The organism is Ruegeria sp. BA2 (genome assembly GCF_056539605.1).
Genome location: NZ_JBQFVE010000002.1, coordinates 1 through 25,214, shown reverse-complemented (window position 1 = coordinate 25,214; position 25,214 = coordinate 1). Strand labels below are relative to the sequence as shown.

24 protein-coding genes and 2 pseudogenes are annotated in these 25,214 nt (G+C 54.6%); 7 read left to right on the top strand and 19 right to left on the bottom strand.

Annotated elements, in window-relative coordinates:
- From tssG to ACR0NN_RS04740, 17 genes and pseudogenes are all read right to left on the bottom strand, one after another.
- On the bottom strand, positions 1-1,068 hold the full coding sequence (gene tssG, locus ACR0NN_RS04820; protein ID WP_170725754.1) for a type VI secretion system baseplate subunit TssG: 1,068 nt from the start codon (positions 1,066-1,068) through the stop codon (positions 1-3).
- A complete protein-coding gene (tssF, locus tag ACR0NN_RS04815; protein ID WP_170725750.1) occupies positions 1,032-2,909 on the bottom strand; it encodes a type VI secretion system baseplate subunit TssF in 1,878 nt (625 codons plus the stop codon). Before tssF ends, tssG begins: the two co-directional genes overlap by 37 nt.
- A 5-nt stretch (positions 2,910-2,914) precedes the next feature.
- Positions 2,915-3,409 (bottom strand): type VI secretion system baseplate subunit TssE, encoded by a 495-nt coding sequence (gene tssE / locus ACR0NN_RS04810; protein ID WP_170725737.1) that lies wholly within the window; start codon positions 3,407-3,409, stop codon positions 2,915-2,917.
- Positions 3,402-4,223, bottom strand: coding sequence for a type VI secretion system accessory protein TagJ (locus ACR0NN_RS04805; protein WP_170725734.1), 822 nt, complete (start codon positions 4,221-4,223; stop codon positions 3,402-3,404). The genes tssE and ACR0NN_RS04805 overlap by 8 nt, the downstream gene beginning before the upstream one ends.
- Before the next feature lie 80 nt (positions 4,224-4,303).
- Positions 4,304-4,801 (bottom strand): Hcp family type VI secretion system effector, encoded by a 498-nt coding sequence (locus ACR0NN_RS04800; RefSeq protein WP_170590837.1) that lies wholly within the window; start codon positions 4,799-4,801, stop codon positions 4,304-4,306.
- Positions 4,802-4,892: 91 nt separating this feature from the next.
- Positions 4,893-6,389 carry a type VI secretion system contractile sheath large subunit gene (tssC, locus tag ACR0NN_RS04795; protein WP_480684016.1) on the bottom strand — a complete coding sequence of 499 codons (1,497 nt, stop codon included), beginning with the start codon at positions 6,387-6,389 and terminating at the stop codon, positions 4,893-4,895.
- A 3-nt stretch (positions 6,390-6,392) separates the two neighbouring features.
- Positions 6,393-6,908 carry a type VI secretion system contractile sheath small subunit gene (tssB, locus tag ACR0NN_RS04790; protein WP_170725703.1) on the bottom strand — a complete coding sequence of 172 codons (516 nt, stop codon included), beginning with the start codon at positions 6,906-6,908 and terminating at the stop codon, positions 6,393-6,395.
- A 66-nt stretch (positions 6,909-6,974) separates the two neighbouring features.
- Positions 6,975-8,000, bottom strand: a complete 1,026-nt coding sequence (tssA, locus tag ACR0NN_RS04785; RefSeq protein WP_170725687.1) for a type VI secretion system protein TssA — start codon at positions 7,998-8,000, stop codon at positions 6,975-6,977.
- A 414-nt stretch (positions 8,001-8,414) separates the two neighbouring features.
- On the bottom strand, positions 8,415-8,819 hold the full coding sequence (locus ACR0NN_RS04780; RefSeq protein WP_170725676.1) for a hypothetical protein: 405 nt from the start codon (positions 8,817-8,819) through the stop codon (positions 8,415-8,417).
- A 12-nt stretch (positions 8,820-8,831) separates the two neighbouring features.
- Positions 8,832-9,533, bottom strand: a complete 702-nt coding sequence (locus ACR0NN_RS04775) for a hypothetical protein (RefSeq protein ID WP_170725671.1) — start codon at positions 9,531-9,533, stop codon at positions 8,832-8,834.
- The gene (locus tag ACR0NN_RS04770) at positions 9,503-11,074 is read right to left on the bottom strand and encodes a caspase family protein (protein ID WP_170725663.1); all 1,572 of its coding nucleotides are present in this window, start codon (positions 11,072-11,074) and stop codon (positions 9,503-9,505) included. Before ACR0NN_RS04770 ends, ACR0NN_RS04775 begins: the two co-directional genes overlap by 31 nt.
- A 273-nt stretch (positions 11,075-11,347) precedes the next feature.
- Complete coding sequence (locus ACR0NN_RS04765; protein WP_170725662.1) at positions 11,348-13,675, bottom strand: caspase family protein; 2,328 nt, start codon at positions 13,673-13,675, stop codon at positions 11,348-11,350.
- A gap of 23 nt (positions 13,676-13,698) precedes the next feature.
- Positions 13,699-13,989, bottom strand: a complete 291-nt coding sequence (locus ACR0NN_RS04760; protein WP_170725651.1) for a hypothetical protein — start codon at positions 13,987-13,989, stop codon at positions 13,699-13,701.
- Between the two features lie 147 nt (positions 13,990-14,136).
- Complete coding sequence (locus ACR0NN_RS04755; RefSeq protein WP_170725641.1) at positions 14,137-14,712, bottom strand: transposase; 576 nt, start codon at positions 14,710-14,712, stop codon at positions 14,137-14,139.
- A 280-nt stretch (positions 14,713-14,992) separates the two neighbouring features.
- Positions 14,993-16,069: pseudogene (locus tag ACR0NN_RS04750) on the bottom strand (MGH1-like glycoside hydrolase domain-containing protein).
- 6 nt (positions 16,070-16,075) lie between these two features.
- Positions 16,076-16,240, bottom strand: coding sequence for a hypothetical protein (locus ACR0NN_RS04745; RefSeq protein ID WP_480684011.1), 165 nt, complete (start codon positions 16,238-16,240; stop codon positions 16,076-16,078).
- 227 nt (positions 16,241-16,467) lie between these two features.
- Entirely contained in the window at positions 16,468-17,304 is an 837-nt protein-coding gene (locus ACR0NN_RS04740) for a LysR family transcriptional regulator (protein ID WP_170725633.1), read from the bottom strand.
- A 96-nt stretch (positions 17,305-17,400) separates the two neighbouring features.
- On the opposite strand from ACR0NN_RS04740, the gene ACR0NN_RS04735 reads away from it, so the two are divergent.
- Entirely contained in the window at positions 17,401-18,396 is a 996-nt protein-coding gene (locus tag ACR0NN_RS04735) for a quinone oxidoreductase family protein (protein WP_170725631.1), read from the top strand.
- A 501-nt stretch (positions 18,397-18,897) separates the two neighbouring features.
- Here ACR0NN_RS04735 and ACR0NN_RS04730 read toward each other — a convergent pair.
- The gene (locus ACR0NN_RS04730) at positions 18,898-19,863 is read right to left on the bottom strand and encodes an MBL fold metallo-hydrolase (RefSeq protein WP_480684009.1); all 966 of its coding nucleotides are present in this window, start codon (positions 19,861-19,863) and stop codon (positions 18,898-18,900) included.
- A 185-nt stretch (positions 19,864-20,048) separates the two neighbouring features.
- On the opposite strand from ACR0NN_RS04730, the gene ACR0NN_RS04725 reads away from it, so the two are divergent.
- Positions 20,049-20,417, top strand: coding sequence for a winged helix-turn-helix transcriptional regulator (locus ACR0NN_RS04725; RefSeq protein WP_170725621.1), 369 nt, complete (start codon positions 20,049-20,051; stop codon positions 20,415-20,417).
- Positions 20,418-21,047: 630 nt separating this feature from the next.
- Here ACR0NN_RS04725 and ACR0NN_RS04720 read toward each other — a convergent pair.
- A complete protein-coding gene (locus ACR0NN_RS04720) occupies positions 21,048-21,950 on the bottom strand; it encodes a LysR family transcriptional regulator (protein ID WP_170725618.1) in 903 nt (300 codons plus the stop codon).
- Between the two features lie 107 nt (positions 21,951-22,057).
- Between ACR0NN_RS04720 and ACR0NN_RS04715 the strand changes: the two genes are divergently transcribed.
- The 5 genes and pseudogenes from ACR0NN_RS04715 to ACR0NN_RS04695 all read left to right on the top strand — a co-directional run.
- Positions 22,058-22,663, top strand: coding sequence for a cytochrome P460 family protein (locus ACR0NN_RS04715; protein WP_170725614.1), 606 nt, complete (start codon positions 22,058-22,060; stop codon positions 22,661-22,663).
- Between the two features lie 3 nt (positions 22,664-22,666).
- The gene (locus tag ACR0NN_RS04710; protein WP_480684006.1) at positions 22,667-23,221 is read left to right on the top strand and encodes a cytochrome P460 family protein; all 555 of its coding nucleotides are present in this window, start codon (positions 22,667-22,669) and stop codon (positions 23,219-23,221) included.
- A gap of 87 nt (positions 23,222-23,308) precedes the next feature.
- Positions 23,309-24,553, top strand: coding sequence for a beta-propeller fold lactonase family protein (locus ACR0NN_RS04705; protein WP_480684004.1), 1,245 nt, complete (start codon positions 23,309-23,311; stop codon positions 24,551-24,553).
- A 41-nt stretch (positions 24,554-24,594) separates the two neighbouring features.
- Positions 24,595-25,032, top strand: coding sequence for a hypothetical protein (locus tag ACR0NN_RS04700; RefSeq protein ID WP_170725605.1), 438 nt, complete (start codon positions 24,595-24,597; stop codon positions 25,030-25,032).
- Between the two features lie 49 nt (positions 25,033-25,081).
- Positions 25,082-25,214 (top strand): annotated as a pseudogene (locus ACR0NN_RS04695) (5-aminolevulinate synthase); the annotation flags it as partial.

Sequence of the window (25,214 nt, the reverse complement as noted above, 5' to 3'; positions counted from 1 at the left end):
TTACCTCTCAGAGTGGGCCAGTTCTTCGGCCTCGAATTCTTGTGTTGCGTATCCGGGATAAAGAACCAGATCATCTGCATCCGGACGGTCTTTGTCCGGGTCGTCTCGGGTTCTGATCCAGCTTGTATGACCCAGCTGCGTGGTCCCAGCCAACGAGGCGCGGGGCACCTCGTCACCGGCCAACACCAGATTGACTTCGTAATCCAGCGTATCTCCGACATAGTTGCGAAGGATGGCTTCTAGTCGACGCTGTGAGACACCACCTGGCAAAAGGCGTTTGTAATCCTCAAACGACAAAGGCCCGATGCGAATGCGGAACTTGGCAGAACGCGACCAAACGCTGTTTCCAATGCTGGTCGATTGCCCTAGTCGCGCAGGCCCACCAAGTTGCCAGGTATCGTCAGGTTCTAGCTCAAGCCAAGATCCGACGAATTGTTGAACATGCACCTCAGCGCCAAAATAGTCTGACACGATTGCAATCAGACCCTCGACGGTCTTGGTCCCCGACCCTAGATGCCCCGCGAAAAAGCGGCGCAGCATATCGGGCATTGCGTCTCGATTGGAAAAACTCTCGCCTTTGAACCCGGCCAAGGCCCCCACACGCTGCTCGAACGGATCATCGCCGCGATCAAAACTAGGCGCTGGTTCCGCCGCCGCCCAGGCACGGTAAAGCAAGCTCATGAACCGGTGGGTTAGCATGTCGGCAAAGGCAACAAAGGTCGGATCACGATGATTGCGCTGCCGATCACGTGCAAACTCGGTCAGGTGCAGTGGTAAAGGGCCTTGTGGCCCAAAGAAGCCAAAAAACAGGTTGTTGAGTTTACCAGGTGCATTTTCCGTCGCAGGTTCGAAATGCGTCAGGGTATTCGGGGGAAACGCTAGTGAAACATCCTGCCCCAATCGCACACGATCTTCACGCGGACGGCGTGATTCCCCCAGCCTTGGCGCATCTGAATAATGCGCTTCGATCACCCTCAGCGCCTGAAAGACATGATGCCTTTCAGGGTCGGCCGCTAGCGCGGCAAGCAAGCTCAGATGATCCTGCCCAGGCCGGCTGCCGGTCGCCATCTGGCAATCTCTCCTCGTCGTTCGGTTTTCAGCACCGTTTCCGTGAAACTGTTAATCGTTGTGTATTTGCGGAAGAAGCGCTCCAACACCGCACCCAATACGTAAACGCTTGTGCCTTCGTAAAAACTCTCATCAAAGCCCAGGGTGATCTCCAATCCGCGCACTGCGGTGCTGAGCACCTCGTCGCTCATGCGCCGCACGATGGGGCGGCTGCTAACTGAAACGACGCCCTCCAGCTGTTTTTCGGTCACGCGGTTGCCCAAAGGAGCATAGATGCCCAAAAGCTCGCGCAGTGCGCCTGCCCCACCCTCTTTGCCGTCTCCGGCGATTGACAGGTAATTGAGACTCAGATGGCTGATCAATTTCCACGCTGCGTCGCCTTGCGCCAAAGTGGCATGCGGGCGCGTTGGACTCACCGGAGTGCGCACGGTCTTGACTGGCCCACCATCGGGCAGGTGAAATACATCGTCCCCACCAGCAGCCAGCAGCATTGGCAAATCGCGGTTGGAACACATCGCTTCGACCGCCAGCTGATCCAACGATCCGGGATACGGTGCTTCGGAGCGGTCCACCAAGGTCAGATATACCTCGGACCCCAGATACGAGGTTCGAACACCGCGCAGACGCTCTTTTTCATTCCGCTGCCGCATTCGCCGTTTAACGGTATAATAGGCCGGGTGATTGTCACCTGCCGCAGTCAGGTCGGTATCGCTGTAGAAGGGGCGGAATGGGATGTCACCATCTTCATCCGACCGAATGCCTGTCACCCGTTCAATCGAGAATATCTCGTAATCCAGCCCCGCCGTTCGGCTCGGCACGACATGGTGCTGGGTGTCCATCTGCGTGATATGCACCCTGTCGCAGCGGCGGTGAAACAGATTTACAGCCGGTACCGCGTTCAGGGCAAAGGCTGCGGGAGTCACCGCGGGCGCCACGTCGCGCATACCGTCCTTCAGCAAGATATAAATATCGACATCCGTGCCAGCCGATTTCTTGAGCGCAGGTTTCAGCCCTGTCAGTTCGACAAACAGGAATCGTTCCGGCATCGCGAAGTATTCTTGCAACAGGCGATACCCATCGAAAGACTGGCGCGGGATCGGCAACAGGGCCTCATCCCGTTCAAATCCTTTTGGAATCACGTCAGAGTCGGGCAGGCTTATCGTCCAATCCGCGCGCCGGTCGGTGGACCGCCCGGTTAGACCAAAACACTGAATGGACAGCAATTCATGCAGCCCCCAAGCTTTGCCACTTTGCGTGTCCAGATGCAGAACAAGGCTATCCATCTCCAGTTCTGCCATCGGTTCGCCATCCGTGCGGTTCAGACGGAGCCGGATACCAGCACGCGCTTCGGTGTCGCGCGCAACACCCGCGGCAACCAGCTCTCCGCGACCGTCAATGTATTCAGCCTCGGATATCTCGATCGGCCAAAGGGTCAGGTCTGACGACGTTGCAAACTCGCAGGCGGTTTGTTCATCTTCGGCGAGCCGGGCGCGCAAAGCTGTGCCACGAGCAATTGGATAGCCCTCTTTGAGCGCGGCATTGCCCACATCCGGCTCCAATTGCGCAATCATCATCGATGGTGTCGGGGCCAGATAATGCGGGTAAACAATTTCCAGCAAGTTCGAGGTGAAGGCTGGAAACTGCATCTCAAGTTCCAGCTGCACCCGAGCAGCCAGAAAGGCGTTACCTTCCAGCAAACGCTCGACATATGGGTCGACAACCTCAATCCCTTCCATCCCAAGCCGCGAGGCGATCTTTGGATAGGCGTTGGCGAACTCGGCACCCATTTCCCTTAGGAAGGCAAGCTCAGTTTCATAGTGTTTTAGCAGCCGCGTATCCATGGCGTCTAACTCCGCTCAATTGCGACTTCGCCGGTGGTAACATCAACCCTGCTACGCAGATAAAGCTCCAACGGCATCGGCTGTGCCCACATTACGGCGCGAATATCAAACTCAACATGCATTTCGCCTGATCGTTTTTCCGAGCGTAAATCAACCGCGACCGAGCCTTTCATGATCCGAGGTTCAAAAACCTCGATTGAATCGGCAATTGATTTCTGGATGCGCTGTGCTTGACGCAAAGTCGAGAATGACCCGGACGTCTCTCGGATACCATAATTCAATACGGATTTTGCAGCGTATGGATAAACGTCTTCATCAATCAGATCTGATTGATCCGTGGTATTGAGCAACATGGACAAGTCGCGCTGGATGATCTCTCTGAGGCGTCCGACATTGATGACACGCGCATCGCGACCTTCTTTCATCTGATCCGGCGCATCATCGGTCAGTCTGTCAAGCAACGAAGGCTGTAGGCGTTCAACGAGTGTCTTCTCAGCCATCTCCTTCCGCTTCCCCGTCCTCCACGGCCACGTCCAATACCAGTTCGCGGATGTCCAGCAAGGCGACATCCGACGTATTGGTGGTCAGCAGACGCTGGCCAAGGCCAACGAATGTCTCAGACCCGGCATCAACCCATGAGGTTGCCCGTGCCAGACGTGCTGCATCATCCCCTCGTTCGGTGGTCGCAGCATAACGTGTCGGAACCAGCGCGGCGACCTCTCCACCGCTTGCAACGGTCAGCGTGCACGCCGTCCAGACCGCGTCGCGCAGATCGGATGGTGCCTCGATTTCAAGGCGCACGATCTGCGCAAAAGGCAGCCAGAAGTAACGGCCGTTAACGATGACTTCAAGGACAGGTCCCAGCCTCATATCCGCATCGGCAATCCATTCAAACGCCTCACCGTTCACGGTGCCCGATGTCATAGGTGCGGCATCGAAAGCTCGGGCGCGCAACTCGGCGGCCTGATCAAAATGCCCTCCAGCCGTCAGTTTTTGTGCTTCGATCAGATGAGCCAGCCATTCCTCAGGCTCACCGAAAATCATCGGGGTTTTTTCACCTGCAAATACTTTCTCGCGGTAGACCTCACAGATGATCGCTTCGCGATATGTCTTGGCCATCATCGTGGCCGATTCATCCATTTCCGCGCTGAGTTTCAGCTGCGTGATTGCGCGTTTCCAATCGCCCATGACACAAAGCAGTTGAAACAGAAAAATTCGCAGCTTGGCGTCTGCGGGATTTGCCCGGATATCGTCTTGCAGCGTGGCCAACGTGGCCGCCAGATCGCCTGATTTGAGATGCTCTTCCGGCGTCATGTTATCCTCGCGCAGTCAGGATGGAGTGAGTGCAAAGGCCCCGGCGGCCAATACCGCCGAGACCATAAGATGTAAGAGATTTAGCTGACGTCGCCGGTTTCCAAGTTCCACAGGAACTCTTTGGGGCTGCCAAGCTTGCCGGTTTCAAAGTCAGCCTCTTTGTACTGAATCTGAATGCCGCGATATGCGATGGTCCAGGTTTCCGACGGGATCGAGTCTTCGCCACCGTCAACAGAATAGCTGTCGATGATCGCATGCCGAAGGGTGATGATCAGATAAGGCTCCATGCCCTTCTTTTCGTCATCACCTGACCGGCACAGGTGCATCACCATTTCCTTTGTCGCCTTACCTGACGCGACATAGGTCATCAGCTTCGGCGACGCTTTGCTCAGCTCTGTTGACATGCTGATCTTGCCGAAATTTGCGTTGGCATATCCACGCTGTGTGGTGCCCAGATCCGACATGTCCAGGGTGCGGGCGACTTCCCATGCAAATGACTTACATGCGATCCACTCCTTGTGCGCTTTCTCACGCGCCTCACCCGGGATTCCGTCAATCTTTACAAATACGTTTTCCATTTTGGTCTTCCTCTAAAGTTTGTGTCATCGGTATACGAAACTGTGATTCGGGCGGCAGTGAAACACTTCACTCGCCACCATTTTTTTCGATTTATCCCGCTCTTTCTGACGGAAGTTTCGAAACGAGACGCAACGAGACTGACAGGCCTTCCAATTGATAGTGCGGACGCAGGAAAAACTTGGACGTGTAGTAGCCCGGGTTCCCTTCTACGTCTTCAACCACAACCTCAGCCGATGCCAATGGCTTGCGTGCTTTCTCAGCTTCGGCTGAAATGTCAGCGTTGAAATCGACATATTGGTTGATCCAGTCCTGCAACCAGGATTCCATATCCTGGCGGCTTTTGAACGACCCGACTTTGTCGCGAACCATGCACTTGAGATAGTGCGCAAAGCGACAGGTTGCGAACAGATAGGGCAGACGTGCGGCCAGATTAGCATTCGCAGTTGCGTCCGGATCGTCATATTCCGCAGGCTTGTGCAGCGATTGCGCGCCAATGAAGGTCGCAGAATCGCTGTTCTTGCGGTGGATCAAAGGCATCATGCCGTTTTTGGCCAGCTCTGCCTCACGCCGGTCCGAGATTGCAATCTCGGTCGGACACTTCATGTCTACTCCACCGTCATCGGTTGGGAATGTATGCGCGGGCAGACCTTCGACGGTACCGCCGCTTTCCACGCCGCGAATACGTGAGCACCAGCCATATTCCTTGAAGGACCGGTTGATGTTCACCGCCATGCCATAAGCTGCGTTAACCCAGCTATAGCTATCGCTGTTGGCACTGGTGGTGTCTTCTTCGAATGCGAACTCTTCGACCGGTTCGGTTTTCGAGCCATAGGGAAGACGGCCCAAGAAGCGCGGCATTGCCAGGCCCACATATTTGGAATCTTCGCTTTCACGTAGTGACCGCCAGGCAGCATATTCCGGGGTCTGGAAGATCTTGGTCAGATCGCGCGGATTGGCCAGTTCCGACCAGCTGTCCATCTGGAACAGGCTTGGCTTGGCGCCAGTGATCAGCGGTGCGTGCGCGGCGGCAGCAATCTTGGACATCTCACCTAACAGCTCGATATCCTGCGGGCTGTGGTCGAAATGATAGTCGGCGACCAGCGAGCCATAAGGTTCGCCGCCGAACTGACCGAATTCTTCTTCATAGAGCTTCTTGAAGATCGGCGATTGGTCCCACGCGGTGCCCTTGAATTTGCGCAGGGTCTTGTGCATGTCTTTCTTCGAGATGTTCATCACGCGGATTTTCAACATCTCGTCGGTTTCGGTGTTGTTCACTAGGTAATGCAAACCGCGCCACGCGCTTTCCATCTGCTGAAAGTCTGCATGATGCAGGATCAGGTTGACCTGTTCCGTCAGCTTCTTGTCGATCTCGGCAATGATGCCTTCAATCGAACGCAGCGCGTCGTCCGAGATCAGACCGGTGTTCGCCAGCGCCTGTTCGGCCAGCGTTTTGACCGCGCTTTCAACAGCGGTTTTCGCCTGATCGGATTTTGGGCGAAATTCTTTCTGCAGCAGTTCTTCGAACTCGGAAGATCCAAACGCTGTTGCGCCTTCTGCGGCTTCTACCTTGGCTTCTTCTTCGGCCATCTTTTACTCCTCCTCGGCAGAGTCGCCGCCCGGCTTGGGCTGGGCTGCCAGTGTCTTCAGCAGCGACGGGTCCTGCATGATTTTTGCGATCAGATCTTCGGCCCCGGTTTTACCGTCCATATACGTCATAAGGTTGGACAATTGAGTACGGGCATCCAGCAGTTCCTTGAGCGGCTCTACCTTTGCCGCAATCGCCGCAGGGCTGAAATCGTCCATGCTTTCAAAGGTAATATCGACGGCCAGATTGCCTTCGCCTGTCAGAGTGTTCGGAACCGTGAAGGCCGCGCGCGGGGCCATTGATTTCATTCGATCATCAAAATTGTCGACGTCGATCTCAAGAAATTTACGGTCAGCAACGGCCGGTTGCTCAACCTCGGATTTACCCGCTAGATCGCTCATCACACCCATAACGAAGGGCAGTTGAACCTTTTTTTCAGCACCGTACAGCTCAACATCATATTCGATCTGAACTCTCGGAGCCCTATTCCGGGCTATGAATTTTTGTGAACTGTCAGCCATCTGATGCTCCTCGATTCATCCATCAGTTTATCATCTTGATCCGGTATTCCGGGCAGCCGGAACGGATCAATATCCATCATCGTCGTCTTGCTTGAGACCACCGATTTGCCGCACCTCATCCAAACCTTCCTTCGCCATATCTTCGATAATTGTCAGAAAGTCGGCATTAACAAGGCGCTTGGAGCGCTCCAGCAAAATGGGCAGCGGGCTGGAAGGCTCGCAACGTGCATAATAGTCCATGATGCGGTCCAGCATCATTGTGACATCCTCGGGGGAGTTAATCGCCCCTCCGCCTGAGGGCGCAGCCGCCGCCGTTCGGACGGGCACTGCATCTTCGTTCAATTCTTCAGCCGCCTCTTCACCGATATCAGCATAGCGGGCAAGCGCCTGTTTGATGCTTTTTAGGGCTGCGGTCAGCGGTTCAAGATCAGGTCCTTCCCCTGGCGTCTTGTCGGTAAAGATTGCATCGATCCCAGACACATCTTCTAGCGCAGAGGCAATCGCATCGGCATTGGCCGACAAAACCTCTTCATCGGTATCTTTGAAGGCGGCCGCGACACTGCTTGCGTCAGGAATATCTTCCAGGTCCGGTGGCATGTTGATCCGGCCTTCTGCCACGTCCAGATGGCGCAGAGTCATGTTGCCAAACATGCGACTGTCGGTCAGGCCGGTCCGGCGCAACGCCCGCACCATGCGATCCGACGAAGCCAACCCGCGCACCGCATTGATCCGCATGGTCGCATCACCATCATCTTCGTCTAGCTCGGGATGGCAGGTTTCCCAAAAATCTTCGAGCAGGGATTTCACATAACCCAACGAAGATGCGAAAGCGGGCAATCCCTTGGTGTGAAGAACAGCTTCAGCCAGATAAACTGCGGCGCGCAAATCATGGCTTTTGTCCATGACGGCAAGTGATTTGGCTTCGACATCACCCCAATCCTGCTCTTCGGCGGCGACAACTTCGTCACCCATCTGACGTTCTTCGCCAGGCTGTGCCGCGATCTCAAGATCGGTAAATGCCGGATCATATTCTAGATTTTCTCCGCTGGGAGGTTCGTCGCTCCTGGGTTCCAGATATGAAGATAGGTCCATGTTGTCCCCGATAACCTTTTGCCTGTCAGCTTGTCGTTGTTGTATTCGCACCGATTAACCCAATTTTCGAGATCGTGTGTATGAATTTGTTCACACGGTCAGGAAACTGGTAATAACTCTGCGTACTATCCGCTGCCTTTTGAATAAAAAGGCCTCATACCCCAAACAATGTCAAACCTTATGTGCAGGTTTTTCCGCGGTATGCTTTTCCAGTAGCTATTTATGGGCAAACGACAAACCGCAGTGGCTCTTCGGGCCGTGAAACGCTCGATCTCGCATGGAACTAAATTGGTATTGGGTCTCGTGGTGGGTGCGCGACCAATGACCGATGCTTATGCTAGCATAAGCATCTGAACCGAAACAGATTTCGCGCACTGATCGCACGGCTGGACAAAATTGCTCATCGCTCCAGCGTCAATTGGTCAGTTTTGCCAGATCGTTGCTTAGTGCACGGGCCTCGGCGATGCTGCGTTGCAAAGCGGCGAGTTTGGCGTCCGGGGTCGCGCCGGCAGGGCTGCTGTTCAAAACCCGATCGATCCGCTTCCTTGTGGCGGGGTCTTCACCTTCAAGCGCATCACGTTGCTGCAGAATACCAAGCTTCAATTGTGCCAGTTCTGATTCAGAGGTTTGAATTTGCGCAGCCAGGGCTTCGTTGCGTGCTTGGGCCGTGGCGACCTCACCCTCGGCGGTTGTGATGCGGTCATCATAGGCGCCAGTCGCTATGCCTGATACCCCAGCGAAGAACCCGCCGTCAGCGGGGTCGGTGGTCGTTTGGCACGCGGCCAGAATCAAGCATGAAAAAGCTGCAAAACGGATCATCATGTGCGCCCCTTAAATCGATGAGGCCAGATCGCCAGCGATGCTGCGCATTTGGGAGACCTGATTAGACAAAGCAGCAAGATCGCCATCTATCGGCGAGGCAGTTTGACCTCGGGCTATCGTCAGGTTTCGTGCCTCGGCGAACTCAGCTTGACGCTTGGTTGCACCATCGATGGCCAGTTCCATCTGAGCCAAATTACCATTTGCCTCGGTCAGCTCGCGCTGCAGCGTCGCCTGATCAACCGTCCCCGAAGCAACCTGCGCGTTCAGCGCATCAAGCTCAGCTTTTTGGGCTGCCAGAACTTGGTTCATTACATTAATAGTCGTCTGCATTTCTGATGCGTTGCGATCCAGATCCTTTTTGATCTGCCTAAGCCTTGACTCACGCCCTGCATAGCTGCGTTGGACAAAAGCTACATAAGTTCCCGCCAGTGCCCCTGCGCCCAAACCAATCGATATTCCAGTACCGGCATCATCGCTGCCACCTAGTCCGAAACCGATCGCCCCGCCGGTGACACCTCCGGCAATTGCACCTTGCAGAATGGTCTTCTGCATCGCAGCCGCTTGTTTGGCAAGATCGGCTTCGGCTTGCGTTGCACCACCTGCACCGGCCACAGGCGCGGTGGATGTGCTGGTGTCACCACAGGCAGACAGGGCCAACGATACCGCAAGCAGTGCAGCGCTTATTCGGGTGGTATGAGATCGGCTAGCCATTGGTAACTCCCTTTTCTGCTGTCCTGTTCTTGCGCGACATGGCGCAGGAAAAGAGCAGCGTCATTGTTCAGTTGCGCGGTACCACCGCCCAGTTGGTTTGATCCCGACACCGAGCTGATAATCGATTTATCAATGTCGGATGGAAAGAAAACGACAGAGCGCGTCAACACCTCATCGTAATAACTGCGGCTTTGGTCCAGCCTACGCAGAATAATGCCTCGGGATCGATAGATTTCGTAGACATCATTTCGCGCCTGTTGCAGCACAGGTAAAGCGTCTGAATTCGAACGGGCGATATCCTCAATCTGTCCAAGCGCATCTTCGGCAATACTAAGCGTACGCTCGACACTGCGCAGCGCGATAATATCCGTGCGCAGCCGTTGCAAAGTGGTCGCGGCGAGAAATATCGACAACTGCGCCGCATCTTCGTAAAGCCGTTCGGCCGAGGCGGTCTCCTGCGCTGGTAAACTGCGGCGATAGCTGTCCAATGCCGGGCTAAGGTCCCGCGTTTGGCCATCGTTCAAATGACCAAGAGCTATCAAAGCGTTAGCCAGCTTTTCCGAATTCGCCTCGTGCAGTGAATCGCTTAAAGAAGCCAATGAGCCGGTTGAGTGGAGCGCCAAAGCGGTAATCCGATCGCGCGCGAAATCGGCGAACAGCCCATCGGGATAATCCCGCAGATATTCCTCGAAGACCGCACTATCCGAACTTGACGAAATTCTACGCCAATGCGCCAGGTCGGCAGTGGTTGGATCCAGCGGCTCCTCTTGGAATAGACCCGGCGCTAAGCTGTGTTCGTCCAGTACGGATTCTTCCACCCAAGGTATCTGACGACCGCCTGTCTCCAGCACAACTTGCTGGCGAACCCGCCCAAGCATGAGACGCACGTCCAGATCTGGGGTTGCAATATGTTCGAGAAGACCTGTCGTAAAGACACTGTTATCACCAAGGCCATCATACGCCACATTGCCAGGATCAGTGGCATATGCAATCAGCAGACCGGCGCCACCCTGCATGCGCACCAGCCCCTGTGCCACCAGACCGCTGTCGGAAAATGGATTGTTCCGGCATGCATCCAGCAGCAGGATCCCAACCTTTGGCCCCGCTTTGGAGATCACATCACGCACGCGATCCAACGTCAAAGAACTGCTTCTAAGCGCATCAAGATCGCTGCCGTTGAAATCCGTACCGATCAGGTGGTTCTCACCACCGATTTGAACACCATGACCAGCATAGAAAAACACGGCCATCTCGGCGCCCTTCGCATCAGCGCCGAACTGATCCAATGCGCGATGCATCGTTTCTGCGTTCTGGTTGGTTGCTTCGGTTACGCTGAACCCCAGCTCAGTCAACGCTGCGGCCAATGCAGTGACATCATTCACCGGGTTGCGCAGCGCCATGTCAGAAACCGCGTAGTCGGAATTGCCTATCAGCAGAGCAACGCGGTTCGAGGCTTGAGCCTGCGTGGTCACCAGGGCCAACCAGAAGGCAGCAAAACTCAAAACCCAAATTTTCTTAGGGAACGGGCGCATCAAGTACATGCCGCTACGTTAACGTATGTGCTGGACCGGTTGCAAAGACTTGGATTGAACATTTTGTTTTTTAATGCCAGCGCCGCGGGGCGGACCAACAGATTTAGACCGTGGAATTCAACCGCGGTGTCTGTTGGCGGATTTCGCATATGACCCCAATGTGTCCTTCGAATTAAGTCTGATGCGCGAAGGCCTTTCTGCTGCTTCATAGATTCAGACATCTACTGTTCGGCACAGTTAACGCAATCATTTCCAAAGCGTGGGTTTCTTGGTTGATCACTTTCAGAACAAATCAAAGCGGACCGGATTTTGTGCCCAGTAGATGCGTGCTGCAAGCAGTAGTCTTTCAGCGGGGTCAGTTGTCGCCGCAAATGGAACGGGCACTCCGAACTCGGCACTCACATTCTCCAGCGCAAGCTGGGTTGCTGGTCCAATCTGGCCATCTACGACAATGTTTTCTCCCAGCTCATTCATCGCCATCTGCAATGCGCGGTTCAGGTCCGCTTGAGAAATTTGGCCTAATTGCGCCCTTGCCTGCGCAGCGGGCTCTTCATTTGGCAACAGAGCGGCCTTGGCAGCACGCAGCGCAGCATCGGCGGGTCCGCGATTGGCCACTTGCCCATCCAAAATGATGTATGCACCATTCGCACCACCCCACGCATCACCGCGTTCCAGCGATTTGTCGTACCAATCCAGCGCCTCAGCGCTCGACCTGCCTTGCAGTTGGTCATTGAGAATCATTCGGGCGATGCTAGCAGGTGCAGTCGGATGTCCGCCCTCAGCTGCGGCCAGAAAATACTCTTCGGCCTTGTTGAACTCAACCGGATTGCCACCAAGCCCGAGCAAAGAAACGTAAGCAAGGTTATCGTAGCCATAGATGTCCTTGCGCAATTCTGACGCACGCAGATAGCGCATTCCGCGCTCAGGGATATAGTGATCAGATTTATCGCGCAGGAAATAGAGCCCAAGCTCGTTCATTGAGAATGTGTGGCCGAGTTCGACGGAACGCTCCAAAAGTTCAAATCCGCGCTGCTTTTCAACCTCTGTTTGCCCTTTCCGAAGCAATTGCTTACCAAGACTGTGCATCGCGTAAGGATCCTGTTCAGCGGTGGCCTCTTCCAGCAGCATACGTGCTTTTTCCGGATCATAAGGCGTTTTGGTCACAGCGCGATCAATGCGATCCGTCTCCAGCAACGTTGCCAAGGCATATTTCGCGCGGATATGGCCGCCATCGACGGCGGCTGAGATACTGTCAAATGCATCCGGAACGAGACCCGCCGCCTGTTGAACGCGTCCGAGTTGATACAAGAAACGCGCGTTTCCAGGATACTCTGCGACTGCCTGCGTGCAGGCCGCCAAGCCTTTGGGGATGTTCAACTCATTCGGGAGTCGAAAAACGCCAACCCCATTCAAGTCCAACGCATCTCCAGCCTCCAAATCGCAGGCGTTCAGCTCCAGCTGCAACGAGACCTCCACCAGATGTTTCGTTTGACTCGCTGTGACAGCTTCGATCGAGAACGTGTCGCTGAATTCGGTATCAACAACCTCGACTGCCCGCGTGTCAGATATTTCCGGAGAGTAAGTGAGAAGTCTGTTCGACGATTGGTTATCTGCGCTGACGACGCCACGCTGCGGAGTATTAACAAGGCGCAAGCTTAGAATATCATCTCCAAGCTGCTGTTTCAGATCTTCAGTCACTTGGACAGTTTTGTCGAATTGCTGACTTAAGCTCAACGATTTGGGAGGTGCGTCTGACACCGGCTCCTGATCCGTCTCCGTTTTTTGTTGCGCCAGGTAGAACGGGCGCACCAGAGTCGAGCTCTCCCAAGGGATTTGTTTGCCCGCCGTGGACATGTGGACCTGCTCCCGAATGACGGGAAACAGTTGCTGGATGTTCTCGTAAGGAGAGGATTGTGCGGTTTTTAGAATAGCCGCAGTGTAAGGGCTATTCTGGCCCTCAGCGCCATCGCTAGCCACCGCGCCGGGTGATGTTGAATAGGCAATGAGTGAGTTCAGTGGAGTTTTGAAGACGTCGAAACCTTCCCGGGTCTCGAACAGGTTGGCGTCGAGGTCAGCAGCCAATCTCAGGTCGTGAAAAGGATTGTCACGACATGAATCGAGGATCGCGACATGGGCGGAGCTGCGTGCTGAAAGAGCGTCTATTACGCGGTCCAGTGTCATGGTTACCAAGGGAACATCATAAACACTCTCAAACTTCGCATCCACGGGCAGAAGATAATTCCGGCGACCGATCTGAATACCGTGTCCGGCATAGTAGAACAGCACATCAGCAGAATCGGGAATATTCAAGATTGCAGTTCTGATAAGGTCTTCGAACTCGCGTTTGCTCAGGTCATACCCGTCGTATACGCGAAAATCAAATTCGCGCAGCATATCCGCGATATCTTGTGCATCTTTCCTCGCGTTCGTCAGATCTCCGACGGTCGTATAGTTTTGGTTGCCGATCACAATGGCCACGCGAACCGAGGCCAAGTCTGACTGTTTGCCTACAGCTACAGTCTGCGCCAGCAACAATTGGGTGTTTAGAAACAACACAATAAGCCCGGCCAAAACCTGGCCGGATTTCGTTTTGAGCACACGCAGAAACATCTACCGATCCTTTCAGATCAACCTTAGCCCCAGCTTCCGCCGCCGCCGCCACCAGCTCCGCCACCGCTGCCGCCGCCGTCGGATTCGCCACCGCCACCATCGGATTCGCCACCTCCTTCTCGTTCCTCACCGGAAAGATTTGAAGTTGTAGCAGACGAGGAGGTCGTAGTTGTTGCTGGTTTTGAGGTCTCAACAACGGTCTGTTGCGGAACCGAAGCCGGTGTATCTATGGCCTCGGACTGCGACCAGGGCGTGGTACATCCGGCAACTGAAACAGCACAAAAACCAAAAGTAGCAATAGTTGCAAAACGCATCTTAAGCCTCCTCAACAAAACACAAAAAACCGCCAAACACAGTTATGCGAGTACAGTATGAAATGAAAGCTATAGCTTAAATGAACTAGTTTACACAGTCAAAATATTCGATATGGGCGAGCTAATGTTTGGGAAGCCATCCAAGTCTTACCGCAGGCTCAATTTCCACTTGTCACATTTGAATGTCGCTACCTTGATCAAACTCAACTGCGTTGCCCAACTTGATTGCCAGTGATTGAATGGATTGTTTTCCACTGGGTTGACAGCTTCAGGAGCCCGCAAGGGTTTGTTGTTCGTGTTGCAACTAATTGGAACAATGGCCGTCAGCCACAGCAAACGTTCTCTTATCTTTGTCGTTGACCGGTGGCGCAGTTTTCCCCCTGTAGAATGCCACATCGGAGCCAGCCCGAGCCATGCAGCGAAATCGCGGTCACGGCGAAATTTTTTTAGTGGCGGTGAAGGGGCCACTAGCGCAGTAGCGATTAACGGCCCAATACGCGGCACTGTCATCAATCGGCGCGACAATTCATTGCTCACAGCGCGGCGAGCTATCTCCTGATCCAGCCCTCGAAACTGGCGGATTAGCCGGATCAGTGCTTCAATCGCGCCGTTCAGGCAGGCCCGCGCCGCTTCTGGTATTGCCGCCCTACAATCGCCTACTATGCAGAACCGCTTATCGATTTTGCAGGTATCCTGTGGAATCTCGCGACCAGGCTCGCCCATATTACGAAATTCAGCTTGTGTTGGCTCAAAAAAAACGGGATCGACAAGGTTACGGAAATATCGCTCGGTGGCTACGAAATAAAACAGTTCAAATGCGCCGATGAGACTTCAAATCCGCATCATCAACACGGCAATATTTCGCTGAACGGGACGAAGCATGAAAAGACCCTCAGGGCATTGATCGCGTCGGCTCGGATCAATTTGCCCCGGCACGAATATCCTAAGCATTCAGGATAGCAGAGTGCTACACAGCCCTTTTGGCGGCATCCTTAGGTGCAGATCATGCGTCATGCCTTGCCCATTGCAGCCAAGCCGCTGCCGTCCACGAGAAAGATGTGCCCCCTGCTGGAGCCCCGGTCCTGGGGTCGAAATACTCTGAGAACCCCTGCGCTGCCACGAGCTCTCGGATACGGGCCCGGAGCTTTGCTTCTTCTGGTGCCTTCATGCCTGCCAGTCCGATGCCGATCAACAGATTCATGCAGGGCCATGTCGGACCGCGTCAATAACAATGTTAATCGAACCAAACGCCGTGGATGTCATAGCTGGCGATTGGACTCTATGTGCCCAACAGAGCTCTTTGCAACTGGTCGCGCATTTCTGGGCGGTCCACGCCCGTATACCAACACAGGTATGACCCGCTACTCAGCGAACCCGCGAATTCTTCGGTTTCGACATCGCGCGCATCATAAGCCTGGATCTGCGGATTCCACAGGCTTTTGACACCGGCTTCAAGCACCGAGATGTATTCGGCCAATTGCTTCGTGTCTTGGCCGAGCGCTTCGTACAAAGCATGCAGGTCCCGCACGGCGCGCAAGGTGATGAAAGTCATCAACGGGCCTGCCACCTTAAAGGGTGTTTTCTCGGTAATCGCGCTGTCTTCCCAGCTGGCATCGCGACCGATCTGAAAAAGCCAAACATCCAGATCATAGTCTTTCTGGGTCGGACGATGCGCGCTGTTTACATGTTTTGTGTCTTCCCGCGTGTAACACTGCACACCCGAGGTATCGATACGGGTGGCGGACTTGTCCCAGTCCTATGCTTTGTCACGGCCTGCTTCCCACGGATGTCTGGTGAATACCGCGCCTTTATCGTCAAATCGCCACCGCATGAACCAGTCAATCCAGCCGCGCAGTTTGGGCAGCAGGGCTTCCATCCGGCTTTGGCCAAATGCCTTATCCTTTTCCCAGATCAGGCGAGCGGCGGTCACAGCAACACGGGGTTGGCACATCCCTGATGACGGCACCAACCCCTGGCAATCCCAGACGTCGGACCCAGGGAAAGACCCATCTGCTTTTTCATGAAACAGGATTTGCGGGACCATACCGCAATCCCATTGCCCGGACATCAGCGTCTCGATTTCTTGTCAGGCACGGTCGAGGTCAAATGCGGCTATTCCCGGTGCGGAGATCACGCTGTCCCAGTTCCACTGATAGGAATAAAGACCGCCGGTCGGGATGGTGTAGCTGCCCCGATCGTTTGTTTTCAGAACATCAATGGCACGCTGAGTGACTGCACCAACATCGATCATTTCTGGCTGTCTTCAATGGCCACGCGCACTTTACCAGCTGAGAAGGCACTACACGCTCTTCGAATTTTCCCTAACAGTCAGAAGTTCCGAAATCGGTTTCGGCAAGGGTAACCCAAAAAACCGAGGCCGAATATCGCCAAGATCTGATCGCGATGAAGACGCAGCAGAACACTGGTATGGATCGGTTTGGGATGCCATGTGTTTAATGCGCGCCGGTATCATCGCCCTCATTCCGCGGCGAGGAATTTTATGAGATTTCTAATTCTTTCCGGCAGTAAGCGCTTGCTGGGATAAACGGCAAACATATCCCGCGCGACGGGGGCGGTGTTGATCAGAGGCACAATTTGCAGCCCTTCGATCACAAGCGACTGCGGCAACATCGCGACGCCCATGCCTCCCAGTGCCGCCACCTGTGCCAATTCGAGGTCATCCAGCTCATGCCGAACATTCACCGGGCGGACCTGACCGCCATCTTCCAGCAACCAGGGCTGTCGCGATGTGATCGCAGGCAGTTGTGCCAGACGTTCAGCGGTAATCGGACCATTCAGGTCAAGTTCCTGAGCCAGATCTGTACTGATGCAGAAATAGTAGGATACGGTCGACAATTTGCGGGCGACAAGCGTGGAATCCTGCAGAGGTCCAAGTCGAAACGCCACATCGATATTGTCCCTGAAAAAGTCGAGGTTGGCATTCGTAGTCGTCAGCTCAAACTTCACATCAGGGTTGGCCTGCGCAAACTCCAGCAACTGTGGACCAATCGTGGTGCGCGCCGCAAGCGATGGCGCCGTGACCCGGATCGTGTGGACGCGCGTGTCATCCGCCAGCCCGACGATGTTTTGCAACGCTTCGATCGGGTCCTTGCAGCGGTCCAGCAAACGCCTGCCTTCTTCGGTCAATCTGACCTGTCGAGTGGTGCGTTCAAAAAGTTTTACGCCAAGATGCTCCTCAAGCTCGGCAATTCTGCGGCTGACCCGGCTGAGCGGGATGCCCAGCTGGCTGGCCGCTGCGGAAAATCCCATGTTCTCGGCGACAGATGTAAATAGCGCCAGATCGTTGTAAACCATTATCCCGCCTGTGAGAAGATGAATGCCATTTGTGGATATTATCATACAAATGGGCAATTGCTACCTTCCGCTCAAAGCGAAACAAGGAGTTCAGGAATGTCTTACGCAATCGTCATCCCCGAGACCGGCGACCCCGAAGTTCTGGCCAAACAGGATCAGCCCAAACCCGTTCCCGGTGCAGGAGAGGTCCTGATTCACAACCACGCGGCTGCGGTCAACTTTATCGACACCATTATCCGCCGTGGCGAAATGCCCGAAGGCATGATGCCAGAGCTACCGCATGTGCCCGGCGTCGAAGGTGCAGGCGTTGTCGAAGCGATCGGCACAGGCGTTGACGGGTTCACCGTTGGCGACCGTGTTACCTGGATGGGCCCGATCGGGGCGAGCGGTTATGGCACCTTTTCGGTGATCGGCGCGCCTTATGTCACCCGTATCGCCGACAGCGTCGACTTTGAGACCGCCGCCTCGATCCCGGTGAACGCGATGACCGCTTATCACATGCTGGTCAACCTGGGCGGCGCGGCCAAAGGCAAGTCAGTTCTGGTCCATGCCGCAGCAGGCGGGGTCGGCACCATGATCCAGCACATCGCCAAGCATTTGGGCATGACGGTTATTGCCTCGGCCAGCACCGACAAGTTGGATTACGCGAAAGCACAGGGCGCGGACCATGTCGTGGACTATCGCAAGGAAGATGTTGCCGCGCGCGTGCTGGAACTCACCGAGGGCCGTGGCGTTGACCTGTCGCTGAACCCGATCTCGGGCGAAACGCTGAAATCCGACCTGAGCGCGCTGGCCCCCTTGGGTACAGTCGTCCTCTTTGGCTTCCTCGCCGGCCCGCCCGCCGGCACGTTCGGAGAAGACCTGGCGGCCCATTTCCAAAAGTCGGTCGCGGTGCGTGTCTCGGATATCTACACCTATTTCGCGAACCGTCCGGACGCGTTCAACGCTGATCTGGCCAAGGTATTCGACCTGCTGGGCCAAGGCGTTCTGCGGCCCCAGATCACAGCTCTGCCGCTGGACGAAGCCGCCGAAGCGCATCGCCGGCTTGAGGCGGGCGAAACCACCGGGAAACTGGTTCTGAGCATCGCGTAAGGAGCATCCGTTATGTCCAAAACTGCTGTCGTAGCCCGTGCAAATCAGAGTCTGAGGCTGGCATTGGCCAAAGGACTTGCCAACCGGTTGAACCCTGACAATATCGTTTACCTGACTGCGCGCTCAGAAGAACGCGGCCGGGCTGCGCTGCAGGGGCTGGGAGAAACGCGGGCACGGGTCGCGTTCGCACATTTGGACGTAACGGATGACAACTCAATGGGCTCAAATCTTTGCAACAAAACCGATAGGCAATCACAACCTCACAATTCGGACCAGGTTTGCGCAGCCAATAGGCCCCGTCAATCGCGCCTTGACGGAACGCGTCGTCCACGCGTTTATCTGTATTGCGATCTGGAACGACGTTCAGGTCCGAGTGCCATTGACCCTTATATAGGCCGCGACTTGGAATGCTGCTCACTCTCGGTTCCTCGATAATAAATTGGAGCAAGCGCAAGGCTCGCTCCAACTGTAAGATTTCGGCATTCGACGAAGGATGCCCTATCAGACCTCGAAGCGGTACTCGTCAGGTTGCCAGTCAAAGGCATCGCCTGCGCGGAGTACACGGCCAAAGGTCGGGAAAGGTAGGTGAGCGGATGCGACCAGAACACCCTCGCCTGCGGCCATGTCCAGCAATTTGGCGCGGGTGACTTTGCCGGTTGCACCATCCACATCAAACGCAAGGCCCGCTTCCGGGTGTTCAAACTGAACCGACGCCACGCCGCAGGCGTCGCCCCAGATCAACAGATCTTCGCCACCCGACGACAGGCGATATCCAGTATGGCCCGGTGTATGGCCATAAAGCGGAACCGGAGTGAAACCCGGGATCACGTCAGAAGTGCCCGTGAACACATTGATCTGATCGCCATAGGCTTTCTTGACGCCAATCGCGGCATCAAACCATGGTTTCGCAAAATCCGGGGCGTTCGACTGTTCCGTGGTCGAGGTCCAATAGTCGAACTCGGTTCCTGAAATGTGAATTTGCGCGTTGGGAAATACCATTGCGCCACTTTCGACCAGCGCACCGGTGTGGTCGGGGTGCATGTGCGTGATCAGGATGTCATCCACCTGATCGGGGGTATAACCAGCCGCAGCCAGAGCCGACAGAAACTTACCTGCGGTCGGTCCAAAGAAATCGGCCGAACCGGTATCAACCAATATCAGGCGATCACCCTGGTTGATCAGATAAGATGTGATGCCGATACGGATCGCGTCATTTGCAGGCAGACCGGCCTTGGCCACCAGATTTTCCACCTTTGCGGTTTCGATGCCGACCCAAAAGCCGTGCGCTACATCGATGTATCCATCAAGCAATGCAGTGATTTGCGTGTCGCCTACCTTGCGGCGATAGAAGCCAGGGGCCTGACCAGTCGCCAAGGGCGCTTTGGCCGAAGCCGCCGCAGGCAGCACAGCTGCGGATGCGGCAGCTGCGGCGGAACCCAGAACTTGTCTTCTCGTAATTTGAACCATGTTCTTCTCCATCCGGCCAATCGATCTTGTGACGGCCATTTGCGTAGGTGTTTCGTGCTCAGCAGGTTGTTATCTGGCTTGCACATGTTCTGAGCGAATTTGGTTGCGCCAGCCTGTAAGCTAATTATTGTTCTGGGTACGCTTGGGAAAGTACGCACCTTTTGGTTCCTATCGGGGTATAACAAATGTTTGATGTCAAACCGGATCCATATGCCGCCTTGTGTCCTTCACGCGAAATTATCGCAGTGATTGGTGACAAATGGTCGTTGCTGGTTGTGCCGCTGCTGTTGGAAGGCCCCCAACGCAACGCCGAGCTTTTGCGACGGATCGAGGGGATATCGCAAAAAATGCTGACCCAGACGTTGAAACGGCTGGAACACTATAACCTCGTTGACCGTCATGATTACGGTGAAGTCCCGCCGCGGGTGGACTATCGGTTGACACCCTTGGGCCATTCATTGGCAACGGTGATTAGCGCATTGGATAACTGGGTGATCGACAATTACGACCGTATGAGTGCAGTTTCTGGAAACCCTGAAGACATGCCAAGTTGATGTTGTACAACATGATGGTCGTAGCGAGCATTTACAATCGCTGAGTTTTTTGGATCAGACAAAATGGTGCTGTCACCGAGGATTGCCTTTTCAATTCGTTCGGGAATTGTTGCGTGAGAATGTTGCTAAATCAATGGTTCAGCATGGCGTGATCGAACTAGCTGAGCTTTACCAACCGAACAGGTCCATCTTTACGTTTAGGAGACAGAGGACCACGAATTGCAAACACGAGACCGAAGGCGATAGAACACCTGTGTGATATCCCAAATTGGCCGCATTGTAAGAATTGTGAACCCCCGTCGCTGCGATACCCAGCGACTTGGCTGCCGGAAACAATTCAGCAAAACCAGCCTTGATCGCGGAAACGGCAAACCCGTGACATGCATCAACTGGAGCTGTCGCAAGCTTTTGGCAGTTGGCGCCTGCTAATACTGAGAGCGCATGGTATTCCGTTTTCTGTTTTCGAAAGTCCGCTTACGATCATCCTTGGATATCGAACGAGACAGCAAATAGGATCTCGTCAGCGTTGAAAAAGTTCTTCTTTAAAACAGATATAAGAAACGTGATCTCCGCCAAACATTTCGATAGCATTTTCAATATCATCGGCACGAAAAGGTCGACTTCTTCAATTCAAACAATTTCGTTCTGCAACTGGTTTCCACTCCAGTCATAGGATTTTACGTAGCTGACCAATGCACGGACAGCAGTTTGGTCCTCTCGCCCACTGGGTATCGCAAGATAGACCGATCTGAGCAGATCCTGATCCTGCAACGCAACAGATTTCAATCCGGCCGATTTTGCGGAACTTGACGGCATGATTGAAATTCCGTGATCTTGCGATAGTAGCGATTTGATCCAGTCTTCGCGCTCGCTGCTGGCGACGATGTTGAGGTCAATATCATTTTTGTCCGCTATCGACAAAATCATGTCGCGGAACTCGCACCGCATTCTGTCGATATAGGGAAATTCGGCAATCATCTTCAGCGGAATGGATTCCCGCGCGGCCAGCCGGTTCTGTAGCCCGCACGAGACGACCATTTTCTCTTGAAACAGCTCGTAGGTGCGCAGCCTCGGAACAGCTTCGACCGGGCTGCCGATAATTGCGACGTCGATTTTTCCCTGCAGCAACGCTTCCTGAATCGATGTGGCCGTGAAATCCATCAGCTGTATTCCAAGCTTGGGATGCTTTTGCTGAAACTGCGCCAGACATTGCCCCACCATTCCAGGATCGATCGTGCACATCACGGCAATCCGAATGCTCGTCATCTCGGAATTGGACAGGCGCGATGCCAGTTGTTCAGCGCGCAGCGCCGCATCCTCGACATCTTGCAAAGAGGCGCGCATGCGCTCACCCAATGGTGTCAAATGGGTCAATCGGCCTTCGCGGCGGATCAGAGAGCCGCCAACCTCAGACTCAAGTTGCTGGATCGCCTTGCTCAGGGCGGGTTGCGATACCTTAAGTTCGCGCGCGGCCTCGGAAAAGTTCAGCGTGCGCGCAAGAGTAAGGAAATATCGAATACGGCGTAGGTCCATGTGTCCTCATATCCAAAAGTCTTTGGAGCATCGGTTATGTATTTTATAACCATAATGAATGAATGGGGGACTTAACTTTGGGGTCAGCCAAAAAGGAGACCCCTCTGATGAAAATAACCAAATTTGCCGCCGCGATCGGGATTGCCGCCACTGCACTGACCGGGGCCGTTCTTGCACAATCCTCCTCAGATGCCATTGCCGAAGCCACTTTTAACAGCGATGGGTCAGTCAATGTTCCCACCGATTACCGCCGCTGGGTTTTTATCGGATCACCTTTGACCCCCAACGCGTTGAATGATGGTGAAGCGCCATTTCCCGAGTTCCATAATGTTTATGTTGAACCTTCTGCGTTTGATCATTTCGCCAAAACTGGGGAATGGGCAAACGGCACTCAAATCGCCAAGGAGTTGGTGATGATCCGCGAAGGTGACAACTGCACCGAAGAAGATGGCGCCTGTTTTGAAGCGTCCGGGAACGGTTATTTCCAAGGCGAATTTGTCGGGCTCGAACTGACCGTCAAAGATACGGATCGATTCTCGGACGAGCCAGGCGGCTGGGTCTATTACAGCTTTGGGCATGATGGAGAGCCTTATGCGCAAACCGCGCAGGCTTTTCCGGCTGAATCCTGCAACTCGTGCCACGAAGCCAACGCGGACACGGATTTTGTATTTACGCAGTTCTATCCGGTACTGCGCGCGGTGCGGGGGAACTAAGGCGTGAAACGTCTTGTATGGTGCCTCGCTCTGATTGGCCCGATCGGAGCGCTCCCCGGGTCGGCGCAGAATTTTTCTGTGCCGACCTATGGGGTCGTAGGACCAGAGGGCAGTATCCACATGCCTGAAGGCGAGTTTCGCGCGACCTGGCCAGTCCTTGGGACCTGGACGCTACTGGACGAAGGAGAAGCCACGGGCCAACACGTCGTCTACACACAGCCCGGCGTCATCGAAGAGTATCTGGAAACTGGATCATTCCCGGATGGCGCCGTTCTGATCAAGGAACTGCTGGAAGCGAAGACTGACGAATACAATACTGGTACAGCCGCCTTTGCCACGGATGTCACTGGCTGGTTTGTCATGGTCAAGGACAAGCAAAATCGCTTCGACGGCAATGATCTGTGGGGATTAGGCTGGGGATGGGCATATTTTGACGTCGATGACCGGCAAACCACGACGACGACCGACTATCGGTTTGAATGCAAAACCTGCCACGTCCCAGCCAAGCAGACGGATTGGGTTTTCCTTGAAGGATATCCGGTGCTGCACACGGACTAAGCAAATCTGACCAATTCTGGCGCGCTATTTGAAACAACAAATCCGCGCCGGACCACCCAAAAAACTAAACTAAACGGGAGGAGCGCGATGCGAACTCTGTACTCTCTTTCTTTGGCTTCAGCTTTGGTATTTGCAGGCGTGGCGCAAGCGGAAACCAAGGGCTTCTTTGTCGTAACGAACAAGGCCGATGAGAACTCGGTTGTCGGGTACCAGGCCGACGAGTCCGGTGTTTACAAGATGTCCGGTGAATATCTCACCGGTGGCAAGGGGACCGGAGATCTGGAAATCCCTGATCTGAAGAAAGACCCCTCTCACCCACTCGCCAATGGCGACGATCCGTTGATATCCGCAAACTCGCTTGCGATGACCGCAGATAGCCGCTTCCTGGCAGTGGTCAACCCTGGCGATGCGACCGTGTCACTGATGTCGATTGGCAAAGACGGCGCACTGAGCGTGATCAACAGCGTTCCTGCCCCCGATCAGTTCCCGATCAGCCTCGCATTTCACGATGATATGCTCGCTGTTGCAGGTGTTGGGATGAACAACAGTGCCGGAAGCATCGGCATGTACCGTATCGCGGACGGCAAGCTGCAACCAGTCACCGGATCAGTCCGCGATCTCAAGGCACGCCCGTCGACCATCGCATTCTCTGATACCGGCGATTTCGTTATCGTGAATGAGCTGGTGACCGGAGAGGTCAAGATTTTCGGCGTTCAGGACGGGTCACTTTCGGCGCAGCCTGTCTCACAAGTATCCTCGCCTCGCGACGACGATGACCGGTTCCAGGCGATCCCGGTTGGCTTTGCGGTTTCAGGCGACACGATCCTGATGTCAGAAGCCCGCTTTCTGACGCCGGATTTCATGTTGCGCGAAGGCAGTGGAGAGGTCGCACTTAGCCCGCTCTATTCCTGGCAGACCGGATCGCTGTCGACATACAAGCTGTCATCGGACGGAGCGCTTTCGCTGGTCTCGGGCGATGTCCTGACCGGCGCGGGCGTTGAAGGCGGAGAAATTGCAAATTGCTGGGTCACGATCTCACATGATGGCAAAACTTTGTGGGCCGCAAATGCGCTATCCAGTTCAATCAGCAGCTTTCGGGTTCGCGAGAACAGAACAGCGGCATTGTTGAATGCGCGCGCTTTCAAAGATCCATCCGAAAAGCTGTTCTTCAGTGATATCGAAGTCAGCGCTGATGGCACGGAAATCTACCAGTTGGTCGGAAATCGCGGTGAGGTCATGGTGTTTACTATCCGGCCTGACGGTGATCTTGAACTGAAACAAACGCTTGGCGGATTGCCTGAATTGGGCACATACGGTCTAGCCGTCTACTGATGTCGGGCGTTTCTTCTTTCGTCCTGAGAAGGAACGCGCGAATGCGGTCCAGATCGAAGGTCTGGATCGCCTTGTCCGCATTGAGCACGTTGTGTTGCCTCATGGTTGGCGAGGCCGGGGCAGATCCGGATCGGATTTCGCTATTGCTGGGTTCGCATCATTTCTCGGACGAAGAATTCGAAGAGGTGAACCCGGGTCTGTTTGTGTCTTGGTTGACCGCAAAACGGGATATGGAAATTGGAATTTTTCGCAACAGCTATGGTGATCTATCGGTGTCGGCGACCTTGGGCCGCCGGTTTGGTCAGTCTTGGACGCTGTTTGCCGGGACTGCGTACTATGGAAATGCGGGTACTGAGTTTGAATACCATCTTGGGAAATTCATCCCCATTGCAGGGGTGCAATTTGTTCACAAACACTTGTTTGTAAAAGCCCTTCCCGGCGTGGTCGCTGCCGGGCTGACTTGGCAAGTGAACAAGTGACCAACCGATAGTTTGCATTGAGTGAGCCGATGAAAGGGTCTGCGTGGTGATGAGAACAGAAGACGCAATTAAGCTCGATACAGCGATTGCCAGGCTGCATGACGAAGGCCGTTACCGGACCTTTATCGACATTGAACGTCGCAACGGTCATTTCCCGCATGCGGTGCGGACCTGTCCGGACG

Bases quoted from the DNA above. Each gene is read 5' to 3' on its own strand.
- ACR0NN_RS04730 (WP_480684009.1), bottom strand. From the start codon at position 19,863: ATGGTTCAAATTACGAGAAGACAAGTTCTGGGTTCCGCCGCAGCTGCC.
- ACR0NN_RS04705 (WP_480684004.1), top strand. From the start codon at position 23,309: ATGCGAACTCTGTACTCTCTTTCTTTGGCTTCAGCTTTGGTATTTGCA.
- tssA (WP_170725687.1), bottom strand. From the start codon at position 8,000: ATGGACCTATCTTCATATCTGGAACCCAGGAGCGACGAACCTCCCAGC.
- tssC (WP_480684016.1), bottom strand. From the start codon at position 6,389: ATGGCCGAAGAAGAAGCCAAGGTAGAAGCCGCAGAAGGCGCAACAGCG.
- ACR0NN_RS04715 (WP_170725614.1), top strand. From the start codon at position 22,058: ATGAAAATAACCAAATTTGCCGCCGCGATCGGGATTGCCGCCACTGCA.
- tssG (WP_170725754.1), bottom strand. From the start codon at position 1,068: ATGGCGACCGGCAGCCGGCCTGGGCAGGATCATCTGAGCTTGCTTGCC.
- ACR0NN_RS04760 (WP_170725651.1), bottom strand. From the start codon at position 13,989: ATGCGTTTTGCAACTATTGCTACTTTTGGTTTTTGTGCTGTTTCAGTT.
- ACR0NN_RS04735 (WP_170725631.1), top strand. From the start codon at position 17,401: ATGTCTTACGCAATCGTCATCCCCGAGACCGGCGACCCCGAAGTTCTG.
- ACR0NN_RS04775 (WP_170725671.1), bottom strand. From the start codon at position 9,533: ATGGCTAGCCGATCTCATACCACCCGAATAAGCGCTGCACTGCTTGCG.
- ACR0NN_RS04765 (WP_170725662.1), bottom strand. From the start codon at position 13,675: ATGTTTCTGCGTGTGCTCAAAACGAAATCCGGCCAGGTTTTGGCCGGG.
- tssF (WP_170725750.1), bottom strand. From the start codon at position 2,909: ATGGATACGCGGCTGCTAAAACACTATGAAACTGAGCTTGCCTTCCTA.
- ACR0NN_RS04780 (WP_170725676.1), bottom strand. From the start codon at position 8,819: ATGATCCGTTTTGCAGCTTTTTCATGCTTGATTCTGGCCGCGTGCCAA.
- tssB (WP_170725703.1), bottom strand. From the start codon at position 6,908: ATGGCTGACAGTTCACAAAAATTCATAGCCCGGAATAGGGCTCCGAGA.
- ACR0NN_RS04755 (WP_170725641.1), bottom strand. From the start codon at position 14,712: ATGGGCGAGCCTGGTCGCGAGATTCCACAGGATACCTGCAAAATCGAT.
- ACR0NN_RS04770 (WP_170725663.1), bottom strand. From the start codon at position 11,074: ATGTACTTGATGCGCCCGTTCCCTAAGAAAATTTGGGTTTTGAGTTTT.
- ACR0NN_RS04700 (WP_170725605.1), top strand. From the start codon at position 24,595: ATGCGGTCCAGATCGAAGGTCTGGATCGCCTTGTCCGCATTGAGCACG.
- ACR0NN_RS04745 (WP_480684011.1), bottom strand. From the start codon at position 16,240: ATGATCGATGTTGGTGCAGTCACTCAGCGTGCCATTGATGTTCTGAAA.
- ACR0NN_RS04720 (WP_170725618.1), bottom strand. From the start codon at position 21,950: ATGGACCTACGCCGTATTCGATATTTCCTTACTCTTGCGCGCACGCTG.
- ACR0NN_RS04740 (WP_170725633.1), bottom strand. From the start codon at position 17,304: ATGGTTTACAACGATCTGGCGCTATTTACATCTGTCGCCGAGAACATG.
- tssE (WP_170725737.1), bottom strand. From the start codon at position 3,409: ATGGCTGAGAAGACACTCGTTGAACGCCTACAGCCTTCGTTGCTTGAC.
- ACR0NN_RS04725 (WP_170725621.1), top strand. From the start codon at position 20,049: ATGTTTGATGTCAAACCGGATCCATATGCCGCCTTGTGTCCTTCACGC.
- ACR0NN_RS04800 (WP_170590837.1), bottom strand. From the start codon at position 4,801: ATGGAAAACGTATTTGTAAAGATTGACGGAATCCCGGGTGAGGCGCGT.
- ACR0NN_RS04805 (WP_170725734.1), bottom strand. From the start codon at position 4,223: ATGACGCCGGAAGAGCATCTCAAATCAGGCGATCTGGCGGCCACGTTG.